The organism is Xanthobacter autotrophicus, assembly GCF_030015065.1.
In the GTDB taxonomy this organism is placed as follows: domain Bacteria; phylum Pseudomonadota; class Alphaproteobacteria; order Rhizobiales; family Xanthobacteraceae; genus Xanthobacter; species Xanthobacter autotrophicus_D.
This window is the reverse complement of the sequence record NZ_JAIVFN010000140.1, coordinates 1-9991: the sequence shown is the minus strand read 5'-3', so window position 1 is coordinate 9991 and position 9991 is coordinate 1. Positions and strand designations below refer to the sequence as shown.

Annotated in this window: 10 protein-coding genes; 3 read left to right on the top strand and 7 right to left on the bottom strand. The window is 69.4% G+C overall.

What is annotated here, in order from left to right; all coding sequences use genetic code 11:
• Nucleotides 1-31 precede the first annotated feature (31 nt).
• Together K9U40_RS20120 and K9U40_RS20115 are read right to left on the bottom strand one after the other, a co-directional pair.
• Nucleotides 32-205, bottom strand: a complete 174-nt coding sequence (locus K9U40_RS20120) for an FAD-binding protein (protein WP_282891897.1) — start codon at nucleotides 203-205, stop codon at nucleotides 32-34.
• A gap of 144 nt (nucleotides 206-349) precedes the next feature.
• Entirely contained in the window at nucleotides 350-1219 is an 870-nt protein-coding gene (locus K9U40_RS20115) for a polyprenyl synthetase family protein (RefSeq protein ID WP_282891900.1), read from the bottom strand.
• A 222-nt stretch (nucleotides 1220-1441) separates the two neighbouring features.
• Here K9U40_RS20115 and K9U40_RS20110 point away from each other — a divergent pair, with 222 nt between their 5' ends.
• The 3 genes from K9U40_RS20110 to K9U40_RS20100 all read left to right on the top strand — a co-directional run bounded on the left by K9U40_RS20110 (nucleotide 1442) and on the right by K9U40_RS20100 (nucleotide 3359).
• Nucleotides 1442-2113 carry a transglycosylase domain-containing protein gene (locus tag K9U40_RS20110; protein WP_282891896.1) on the top strand — a complete coding sequence of 224 codons (672 nt, stop codon included), beginning with the start codon at nucleotides 1442-1444 and terminating at the stop codon, nucleotides 2111-2113.
• A gap of 117 nt (nucleotides 2114-2230) precedes the next feature.
• The gene (locus K9U40_RS20105) at nucleotides 2231-2818 is read left to right on the top strand and encodes a septation protein A (RefSeq protein WP_282891899.1); all 588 of its coding nucleotides are present in this window, start codon (nucleotides 2231-2233) and stop codon (nucleotides 2816-2818) included.
• 94 nt (nucleotides 2819-2912) lie between these two features.
• Complete coding sequence (locus tag K9U40_RS20100; protein ID WP_282891895.1) at nucleotides 2913-3359, top strand: RrF2 family transcriptional regulator; 447 nt, start codon at nucleotides 2913-2915, stop codon at nucleotides 3357-3359.
• Between the two features lie 26 nt (nucleotides 3360-3385).
• Here the strand turns inward: K9U40_RS20100 and K9U40_RS20095 are convergent, their stop codons facing one another.
• The 5 genes from K9U40_RS20095 to K9U40_RS20075 form a co-directional block, all read right to left on the bottom strand.
• Entirely contained in the window at nucleotides 3386-4567 is a 1182-nt protein-coding gene (locus K9U40_RS20095; RefSeq protein ID WP_282891894.1) for an ABC transporter permease, read from the bottom strand.
• Nucleotide 4568: 1 nt separating this feature from the next.
• Nucleotides 4569-7310: a ribosome-associated ATPase/putative transporter RbbA gene (gene rbbA / locus K9U40_RS20090; protein ID WP_282891898.1), complete on the bottom strand. Its 2742-nt coding sequence runs from the start codon at nucleotides 7308-7310 to the stop codon at nucleotides 4569-4571.
• 29 nt (nucleotides 7311-7339) lie between these two features.
• Nucleotides 7340-8335 carry an HlyD family secretion protein gene (locus K9U40_RS20085; RefSeq protein ID WP_282891893.1) on the bottom strand — a complete coding sequence of 332 codons (996 nt, stop codon included), beginning with the start codon at nucleotides 8333-8335 and terminating at the stop codon, nucleotides 7340-7342.
• Between the two features lie 142 nt (nucleotides 8336-8477).
• Nucleotides 8478-9275, bottom strand: a complete 798-nt coding sequence (locus K9U40_RS20080) for a DUF72 domain-containing protein (RefSeq protein ID WP_282891892.1) — start codon at nucleotides 9273-9275, stop codon at nucleotides 8478-8480.
• 46 nt (nucleotides 9276-9321) lie between these two features.
• Nucleotides 9322-9783, bottom strand: coding sequence for an Lrp/AsnC family transcriptional regulator (locus K9U40_RS20075; RefSeq protein ID WP_282891891.1), 462 nt, complete (start codon nucleotides 9781-9783; stop codon nucleotides 9322-9324).
• Between the last annotated feature and the right edge of the window lie 208 nt (nucleotides 9784-9991).

Sequence of the window (9991 nt, the reverse complement as noted above, 5' to 3'; positions counted from 1 at the left end):
TTAAGCCGTCGGCAGCGTCAGATGTTTATTTTTAATGGTAGGAGTGGCCGGATTCCGCCACCTTGCGCGCCGCGGCGATGCCCGCCGCTCCGGCGCCGATGATGATGACATCGGATTCCGCCGCTTCCCCCAGCGCGGCATAGGGGCCGGCCAGGGGCACGGCGGCCAGCGCGGCGCCGCGGGTGAGCAGTTTTCGGCGGTTCATCACGGCGTCCGACCTTGTCTGTCTTGGACCAGACCATAAAGCCGGAACCCTGCCGATTGAAACCGGCCTGATGGAGAAAGCCGTCACATGGTTGCGCGCGGCGGGCGGGGCCGGCGCCGCCGACCCGCCGCGCGAACGTGGCGCTCAGTTGCGCCGGTTGGCCACGAAGCGGGCGGCCTCGGCCAGCACCGCGCCGCGCGCGCCGAAGGGGGTGAGGGCGGCGGAAGCATCCGCCACCAGCCGGTCGAGCAGGGTGCGGGCGGCGGGCAGTCCGAGCCGGGAGACGAGCGTGGCCTTGCCGGCGGCGGCGTCCTTGCCCACCTTCTTGCCCACCTCCTCGGCGGTGCCTTCCACGTCGAGGATGTCGTCGGCGATCTGGAAAGCGGCGCCCAGCGCCCGGCCATAGGCGAGCAGCGCATCGTGCTCGGCCGCTGTGGCACCGCCCAGAAGCGCGCCCGCCTCCACGGATACCGCCAGCAGCGCGCCGGTCTTCATGGCCTGGAGGTCGCGGATGGCCTCCTCCGCGAGGGCGAGGGGCGCGCCGCCGGAGAAGCGGCCCTCGGCGGCGAGGTCCAGCATCTGCCCGCCCACCATGCCGCCGATGCCCGCCGCACGCGCCAGCGCCCGCACCAAGGCGATGCGCACGGCGGCATCGGGATGGGCATCCTCTCCCGCCAGCAGGTCGAAGGCGAGGGTGAGCAGGCCGTCGCCGGCGAGGATGGCGGTGGCCTCGTCATAGGCCCGGTGCACGGTGGGCCGGCCCCGGCGCAAATCGTCGTCGTCCATGGCCGGCAGGTCGTCATGGACCAGGGAATAGCAGTGGATGCACTCGATGGCGGTGGCGGCGGTCACCGCCCGTTCCGCCGGAAGGCCGAACAAAGCGGCGCTCTCCATCACCAGGAACGGCCGCATCCTTTTGCCGCCGCCCAGCGCGCCGTGGCGCATGGCGGCCATCAGCCGCCCGGGCCGCAGCCGCTCGCCGGCCAGCGCGGCGTCGGCGAGGGCCAGGGCCATGCGGGCCTCGGTGGCCGCGGCGGAGGCGTCGAGCCGGTCCTTGAGGGAGAGGGTCACGATCGGTCACCTTGGGGCCAGCGTGCCACGAACGGGGCGGGAGGGAACGCCCGGGCCGGGCGCGCCGTTGACGGGGGCCACCGGGTGCCCCAACCAGAAGGCCGGGTCAAGCTGTAAGCTCGGGTCAAGCCGGCGGGGCGCCAGGCGGGCGAGGGAGGGTCATGGATGGTCGCTCTGGTGCTGCGCGTGGTGCTTGCCCTCGCCGCGATCCCGCTGGTCCTGTCCATCGCCTACAATGTGGTCGATCCGGTCTCCACCCTCATGCTGGTGCGGTGGGTGGAGGGCAAGCCGGTGGAGCGGGTCTGGACCCCCATCGAGCAGATGTCGCCGGCGCTGGTGCGCACCGTCATCGCCTCCGAGGATGCGAGCTTCTGCAGCCATTGGGGCGTCGATCTCGACGAGATGCGCGCCGCCATCGAGAAGGCGGACGAGCTGGAGGAGGCGCGCGGGGCTTCCACCATCCCCATGCAGATCGCCAAGAACCTGTTCCTGTGGCCGGGGCGGGCGCTGATCCGCAAGGCGTTCGAGATCCCGCTGGCCCTGTGGCTCGACCTGGTGGTGAGCAAGAGGCGGCTGATCGAGATCTATCTCAACATCGCCGAATGGGGCCCGAACGGGGAGTTCGGGGTGGAGGCGGGGGCGCGCCGGGCCTTCGGCATCCCGGCGGCGCGGGTGGATGCGCGGCAGGCGGCCCTTTTGGCGGTGATGCTGCCCAATCCCCGGCGGCGCGATGCGGGCAATCCCTCCGCCGGGGTGGAGCGCCTCGCCGCCCGGCTCCAGGCGCGGGTGCCGCGGGAAGGGCCGGAACTGACGGCCTGCCTCGGTCCGCTGCGATAGGGTTTCGGCCGCGCCGGCGCGCCTTGCGGACGAAGCCGCCTTGATTGTGCCGCGCGCAGGCGCCACATGAAGGCGCGAGGCGCCGATCCGCGCGCCTGTTCCTCCCACCGGCCCGCCATGACCCAGACCGCAGCATCCGCCCGCCCCAAGATGAGCCCCTGGCTCAAGATCGGTCTCGAGCTCGGCCCGCTGGTGCTGTTCTTCGCCGCCAACGGCTATGGCGGCATCTATGTGGCCACCGGCGTCTTCATGGTCGCGACGCTGGCCGCGCTGGCCGCCATGTGGGTGCTGGCACGGCGCATCGCGGTGATGCCGCTGGTCTCGGCACTGGTGGTGATGGTGTTCGGCGGCCTCACCTTGTGGCTCCAGGACGATCATTTCATCAAGCTCAAGCCCACCATGGTGAACGCCCTGTTCGGCGGGCTGCTGCTGGGCGGGCTCTATTTCAGGAAGCCGCTTTTGCCTTACGTGTTCGATGGCATGGTGAAGCTGACCGACGATGGCTGGCGCGTCCTCACCCTGCGCTGGGGCGTGTTCTTCCTGGTCATGGCGGTGCTGAACGAGATCGTGTGGCGCTCCTTCTCCACCGATGCCTGGGTGGCGTTCAAGACCTTCGGCTACCTCCCGCTCACCTTCGCCTTCGCCATGGCCCAGGCGCCCCTGATGGCCCGCCATGAGCTGAAGGACGGTGCGCAGGAAGGCTGATGCGCCGCCCCACGGTCTCGCCGCCCTATTTTACACTCGCCCGCCGGTTGACTGTGGCCGCGCGCATCCGCATAAGCCCGCGAGAGGGCGCAGCATGCTGACGAAAAAAGGAAAGTATGGTCTCAAGGCCGCGGTCCACCTGGCCCGCCTGCCGCCGGGCGGGTCCACGCAGGTGGCCGACATCGCCGAGGCCAACAACATCCCCAAGAAGTTCCTGGATGTCATTCTCGGGGAACTGCGCAATGCCGGCTTCCTGTCCTCCAAGAAGGGCAAGCTGGGCGGCTATCGCCTTGCCAAGGCGCCGGAGGACATCGTCGTGGGCGAGATGATCCGCGCCCTCGACGGACCGCTGGCACCCTTCCCCTGCGCCAGCCGCAACGCCTACGAGCCGTGCGAGGACTGCGACGTGGCCACCTGCGAGGTGCGCCTGCTCATGGTGCAGGTGCGCGACGCCATCGGCACCGTGCTCGACACCTACACCCTCGCCCAGATGCGCGACCTCTCGAAGGAGGCGCTGTCCTCCTTCGTGGACTATATCTGAGCGCCGCGCCGGCTTCCGCGGCCCTCTTACTGCTGGGCGGCGAGGAAGGTGCGGAAGCGCGCCAGCGCCACGGCGAAGAACAGCACGCCCATGCCGAAGGTGGCCGCAAAGCGCGGCCATACCGTCTCGATCCCCGCCCCGCGATAGAGGATGGCCTGGGCGAAGGCCACGAATTGCGTGGACGGGGAGGCCTGCATCACCACCTGCAGCCATTGCGGCATGCTCTCCAGCGGGGTGAAGCCGCCGGACAGCATGTTCATGGGCAGGACGGTGAGGAAGAACAACAGCCCGAACTGCGGCATGGACCCCGACAGGGTGCCGAGAAAAATGCCCAGCGAGGCGGTGAAGAACAGATAGAGCGCAGCGCCCGCGAGAAACAGCGGGACCGAGCCGGCAATCCCCATGCCGAGCCCCCATTTCAGCACCACCACGATGCTGAAGGCGGAACCGGCGAGGATCACCGCGCCATTGGCGATGATCTTGGCCAGCATGATCTCGGACGGGCGCACCGGCAGCACCAGCAGGTGCTCCAGCGTGCCGTGCTCGCGCTCGCGGATGAGGGCGGCGCCGGCCAGCAGCACCGACAGCATGGTGATGTTGGTGATGAGGCCCATGGTGCCGGTGAACCAGGAGGATTCCAGCCCCTGGTTGAAGGCGATGCGGACCTGAAGCTCCACCGGGCTCGCCACGCCCTCCGAATGGCGCAGCACGAAGCGGTTCACCTCCTCCTGGAAAATGGCGGAGAGGTCGTTGGCCCCGAGGCCGGCCTGCATCAGGGACGTGGCATCAATGAGAAGCTGCACGGAGGGCGAGCGGCCGGCCAGCACGTCCGCCTGGAAGTCCGGCGGAAAGTTGATCACGAAAGTGTAGCGCGCCGCGTCCATGCCGGGGTCCACCTCCTGCGGGGCGAGCGGCACCGGCCGCTGGAAGCGCGGCGGCAGCAGGGCGTCGAGGATGGCGTTTGAGAGGGCGGAATTGTCCTCGTCCACCACGCCCACCGTGGCGCGGTTGAGGTCGTGCTTCATGCCGTTGGCCTGCAGCACGATGGCGAGGGTGAGGGAATAGACCACCAGAACCAGCAGCGCCCGATCGCGCCACAGGCTGATCAGTTCCTTCACCACCAGCTCGCGCACATTGCCGAGGAAGGCGCGCCAGCGGGGCGGGCTCGCGGCTGGGATCTTGTCCGGGGGAGGGGAGGGCGCCGCCATCTCACACCTCCTGCTTGCGCAGGATGACGAAGGCGAGCGCCAGCAGCGCCGGCCAGAAGGCGGCGGTGGCGAGGACGAAGGGCAGCAGTTCGGAAAATCCCAGGCCTTTGGTGAAGGCGCCCACGCTGATGCGCATGAAATAGGTGGTGGGGAAGAAGGTGCCCAGCACCCATGCCCCGCCCTCCAGCGTCGCCACCGGCTGGAGCATGCCGGAAAACTGGGTGGCCGGCATCATGGTGCCGATGGCGGTGCCGAACAGGGCCGCCACCTGGGTGTTGGTGAGGGTGGAGGAGACAAGGCCGATGGCGGTGGTGGCGAGCACATAGGCCAGCGCGCCGAGCGCCAGCCCGAGGAACGACCCCTTCAGCGGCACCCCGAACAGGAACAGGGCCATCAGCACCATGACGCTGAAATTGAAGCAGGCCACCCCCGCATAGGGCAGTTGCTTGCCCAGCAGGAATTCCAGCTTGGTGACCGGTGTCACATAGAGGTTGGTGATGGAGCCCAGCTCCTTCTCCGTCACCACCCCCAGCGCGGTGAGGATGGCGGGGATGAAGATGAGCATGAGCGCGATGGTGGCCGGCACCATGGCGTCGAGGCTGCGGAACGACTGGTTGTAGCGGTAGCGCATCTCCAGCGTCGCGGCGGCGGTGGTGGTCTGCCCGGCCTGCTGCGCCGCGTCCGACAGGAACAGAGCGTGCACCGCCGCCACATAGCCCTGGATGGTTTCGGCGCGGAACGGCATGGCGCCGTCGATGGTCACCAGCACTTCGGTGGGCCGCCCGGAGCGCAGGTCGGCGCCGAAATCGGGCGGCAGCTCGATGGCGAAGGCGATGGCGTTGGATTTCAGCCGCCGGTCGAGGTCGGCGGGGTCGCTGAGCGGCGGCTGCACCACGAAATAGGGGGAGTGGGCGAAGCCGTCCACATAGGCCCGGCTTTCCGGCGTCTGGTCGCGGTCGAGCACGGCGAAGCGCAGCTTGTCCACGTCGAGGGTGATGCCGTAGCCGAAGATGATCATGAGGAACGCCGTGCCGAGCAGGGCGAAGGCGAGGCGCACCGGGTCGCGCTTCAGCTCCAGCGTCTCGCGCCAGGCATAGGCGCCGAGCCGGCGCGGTGAGAAGGCGGAGGGCCGGCGGCCGGCGGCCCTCGGCGCGGGGGGCGGCAGGCGGGCGTCGGTCTGCGCCGCGCGGCCGCCCATCTCCATATAGGCGATGAAGGCGTCCTCCAGCGTCGCCGCCTGCTTCTCGTCCTTGAGCGCTTGCGGCATGCCGGTGGCGATCACCTTGCCGGCATGCATGAAGGAGATGCGGTCGCAGCGCTCGGCCTCGCCCATGAAGTGGGTGGAGACGAAGATGGTGACGCCCTCCTCCCGCGACAGGCGCTGGAGATGGTCCCAGAAATTGTCGCGCGCCACCGGGTCCACGCCCGAGGTGGGCTCGTCGAGGATCAGCACCTCCGGCTCGTGCAGCACCGCCACCGCCAGCGACAGGCGCTGGCGCACGCCCAAAGGCAGGCCGTCGGCGAGGGCGTCGAGGTGGGTGCCAAGGTCGAAGGCGCGCACCAGCTCGGCGATGCGCCGGTGTGCCTCCTTTTGCGGGAGGGAGAACAGATGCGCGTGCAGGTCGAGGTTCTGGCGGATGGTGAGTTCGCCATAGAGCGAGAAGGCCTGGCTCATATAGCCCACGCGCCGGCGGGTCTCGATGTCGGTGGGGTCCACCTCGACGCCGAACAGCAGCGCCTCGCCGGAGGAGGCCGGCAGAAGGCCGGTGAGCATCTTCATGGTGGTGGACTTGCCGCAGCCGTTGGAGCCGAGGAAGCCGAAGATCTCGCCCTTGCGGATCTTGAAGCTCACATGGTCCACGGCCACGAAATCCCCGAACTGCCGGGTCAGGCCACGCGATTCGATGGCGATGGGCGCATCCGGCGCGATGGCCTCGACATGCTCCGTGCCGTCGCCGTCGCCGCGCCGGCCTTCGGGCAGGAGCGAGATGAAGGCGCGCTCCAGGTTCGGCTGGCCGGTGCGCGCCAGCAGCTCCGCCGGGCTGCCGTCGGCGAGGATGCGGCCGCCGTCCACCATCACCACACGCTGGAAGCGGGCCGCCTCCTCCATGTCGGCGGTGGCGACCAGCAGGGTGAGGCCCGGGCGGGCGGCGCGGATGGTCTCGATGAAATCCCAGAACTGGCGGCGTGACAAAGGATCGACGCCGGTGGTGGGCTCGTCCAGGAGCAGCAGGTCCGGGTCGTGCACGAGGGCACAGCACAGGCCCAGCTTCTGTTTCATGCCGCCGGATAATTTGCGCATGAGCCGGTCGGCGAAGGGATCAAGGCCGGTGGCGGCGAGCAGCGGCGCCACGCGTCCGCCCTTGGCGCCGGCCTCCTCGGCGAACAGGCGGGCGAAGAAGGCGATATTCTCGGCCACCGTGAGGTTGGGATAGAGGTTGCGCCCCAGCCCCTGCGGCATGAAAGCGATGCGCGGCTGCGCCCCCTCGCGGGCGCGATGATCGGAAAAATCCGCGCCCAGCACCTCCACCTTGCCGTGCTGGATGCGCTTGGCCCCGGCGATCAGGCCGAGGAGGGTGGACTTGCCCACCCCGTCCGGCCCCACCAGCGCCACGGAGGCGCCTTCCGCGATGTCGAGGTCGAGGCCATCCACCGCGACGGTGCGGCCATAGAGGTGGCGGATGCCGGAAAGACGCAGTGCGGCGCCCTGTCCCGAGGCCTCCGCAGGGACGCCGGCGGGCATGTCCGCCCCGCCGCCCACCGGGTTCCCGCTCACTGGCCGGCCTCGCGCACGAGGTCCGAATCCAGCCAGGCCGGCCACTGCGCCTTGGGATCCATGCGCACATAACCGACGCCGGTCACGCCGGTCTTCACATGCTCCAGATACTTCTCCACCAGCGGGCGGGCCACGCGCAGCTTCACGCGGAACATCATGCGGTCGCGCTCGCGCTGGGTCTCCACCTGCTTGGGGGTGAACTGCGCCCGCGCCGACACGAAGGAGACGGCGGCCGGCACGGCGCGGCCGGGCAGCGGCTCCAGCAGCAGTCGCGCCTCGGCGCCGAGGCCGATGGAGCCGGCGTCGGCGGCGGGCAGGAAGATGGTCATGTACACGTCGGAGAGGTCGATGAAGGTGAGCACCTTGCCGCCTGCGCCCAGCACCTCGCCGGGCTCGGCGAGACGGTAGATGACGCGGCCGGACTTCGGCGCCGTGAGGGTGCCGTCGTCCACCATGCGGGTCAGGCGCTCCACCTCCGCCTCGGCGGCGCGGATGGCGGATTCGCTGGCCGCGAGGCTGCTCTGCGCGGCGGCCAGCGCCGCCTGCGCGGTGAGCTTGGTGGTGCGGTACTGATCCACTTTCTGCTCGGTGGCGAAGCCCTTGGCGACGAGGGTCTCCTGCCGTTCCAGCTCCTTGGCGGCGAGGTCCAGCTCGCCCTTGCGCTGCTCGACCACATGGGTGGCGGTGTCGCGGGCCTGGCGGGCCTGGCTCGCCTGCGCCTCGGCGGTGCGCAGGGCGGCGGCGGTCTCGGCCACGTCCATATGGGCCACCACCTGGCCCTGCTGCACGAAGTCGCCTTCCTCCGCGAGCACGTCGAGCACGCGGCCGGCGGCCTTGGTGGCCACGTCCACCTGCGTCGCCTCGATGCGGCCGTTGCCATAGGCGAAGCCCGGCGGCAGGGCGCGGCTGCGGCTCGCCATGTACCAGGCGCCGGCGCCGCCCGCGCCCACGACGGCGAGGAGAGCGAGGACGATGACCAGCGTGCGCTTCATGACGGACACCTTTTCGGCGTGCAGATGCGCCCGCGGAAGATCCTGCGAAAAAGTGCCGTTTAGGCAAGCCATTCCCGCGGGGCTTCGGGGCGGACTTGAGATTACAACTTACGGCGGTGCAGCAATACGGCGTTGATCGAGGTCAAGGCTGATCGCTCCGCGCCTGCAGCGCCATGGCCCCGGCCGGATTGCGCACTTTGGCCCCGCTGATCAGGTAGAGGAACACGTCGCGCTTGGCCTTGCCAGCCTTCGCCGCCGGGGCGAGCGTGGGCAGGCCCTCCGGGACCGCCCCCTTCTCCCAGGCATGGGCGGCCTTGGCCCAGCGGTCCAGCTCGTCGGCGTCATAGCCGGTCTCCACCTCTTCCCGCGTGCGCTGGAGCCGGGCATAGGTGAAGTCCGTCGTCACGTCGGCGATGGCGGGGTAGTCGTCATGGTCGGCATAGACCACCGCCACCTTGTGCCTGCGCGCCAGCGCCACGAACTCCGGCACCGCGAAGGAGGGGTGGCGCACCTCCACCGCATGGCGCAGCCTCACGCCCTCGTGGCTGTCCGGCAGGAGGGCGAGGAAGGCTGCGAAATCGTCCGGGTCGAACGCCTTGGTGGCGGCGAACTGCCAGTTGATGGGGCCGAGCCGGTCGCCCATCTCCACGATGCCGCTGGCGATGAACTTAGCCACGCTCTCCTGCGCCTCCGCCAGCACCCGGCGATGGGTGACATAGCGCGTCGCCTTGAGGGAGAAGACGAAGCCGTCCGGCACCTGTCCCGCCCATTCGGCGCAGGACTTGGCCGAGGGCGTGCGATAGAAGGTGCCGTTAATCTCGATGGTTTTCAGGCGCTCGCCGGCGAAGGGCAGTTCCTTCTTGTGCGGCAGTCCCTCCGGATAAAATACGCCCCGCCAGGGCTCGAACGTCCATCCGCCGATGCCGACGCGCACGCTCATGGGGCCTCCTCCTCGCCGCTCCTGCCCCCGGCCCGCCGGCGCGCCCTCAGGGCAGCGGCAGGACGTGGGAATATTTCACCTGCTCCAGCGAAAACGAGCTTTCGATGGAGGCGATCCCCTCCAGCCGGGTCAGCTTCTGTTTCAGGAACCTCTCATAGGCGTCGAGGTCCGCCGCCACCACCCGCAAAAGGTAATCGCGCTGGCCGGTCATGAGATAGCATTCCAGCACCTCCGGCCAGGCGCGGATGGCGGCGGAGAAGGCATCCAGCGCCTCCTCCTTCTGCCGCTCCAGCTTGATGGAGACGAACACGCTCACCGGCAGCCCGGCCTTGCGCTGGTCCAGAACCGCCACGTAGCGCGAGATGAGCCCCACTTCCTCCAGCGCCCGCACGCGCCTGAGGCACGGCGATGGGGAGAGGCCAACCTCGTCGGCGAGATCGGCGATGCTCATGCGCCCGTCGCGCTGGAGGGCGGCGAGGATCTTGCGGTCGATGGCGTCGAGGCGCACGTTTTCGCTCCAAAGACGGTTCTGATTGGCAGGTTATGCCTGCTTCGGTCACTTGATAAGGCGGATTTGAGCGAACCTGCCGGTCCATGCGCGCTAGACTGTGGGTCAGCGGCGCGCCGGCCCACAAGCCGTGCCCGAAGCGCGCCGGTCGAGGAACGCCCCCCAAGGAACGCCCTATGGACCGCCACACCTCTCACCCGACTTCCCC

Excerpts from the sequence above, each read along its gene's own strand:
- K9U40_RS20120 (WP_282891897.1), bottom strand. The coding sequence starts at position 205 with ATGAACCGCCGAAAACTGCTCACCCGCGGCGCCGCGCTGGCCGCCGTG.
- K9U40_RS20115 (WP_282891900.1), bottom strand. The coding sequence starts at position 1,219 with ATGGCCCTGGCCCTCGCCGACGCCGCGCTGGCCGGCGAGCGGCTGCGG.
- K9U40_RS20110 (WP_282891896.1), top strand. The coding sequence starts at position 1,442 with ATGGTCGCTCTGGTGCTGCGCGTGGTGCTTGCCCTCGCCGCGATCCCG.
- K9U40_RS20105 (WP_282891899.1), top strand. The coding sequence starts at position 2,231 with ATGACCCAGACCGCAGCATCCGCCCGCCCCAAGATGAGCCCCTGGCTC.
- K9U40_RS20100 (WP_282891895.1), top strand. The coding sequence starts at position 2,913 with ATGCTGACGAAAAAAGGAAAGTATGGTCTCAAGGCCGCGGTCCACCTG.
- K9U40_RS20095 (WP_282891894.1), bottom strand. The coding sequence starts at position 4,567 with ATGGCGGCGCCCTCCCCTCCCCCGGACAAGATCCCAGCCGCGAGCCCG.
- rbbA (WP_282891898.1), bottom strand. The coding sequence starts at position 7,310 with ATGCCCGCCGGCGTCCCTGCGGAGGCCTCGGGACAGGGCGCCGCACTG.
- K9U40_RS20085 (WP_282891893.1), bottom strand. The coding sequence starts at position 8,335 with ATGAAGCGCACGCTGGTCATCGTCCTCGCTCTCCTCGCCGTCGTGGGC.
- K9U40_RS20080 (WP_282891892.1), bottom strand. The coding sequence starts at position 9,275 with ATGAGCGTGCGCGTCGGCATCGGCGGATGGACGTTCGAGCCCTGGCGG.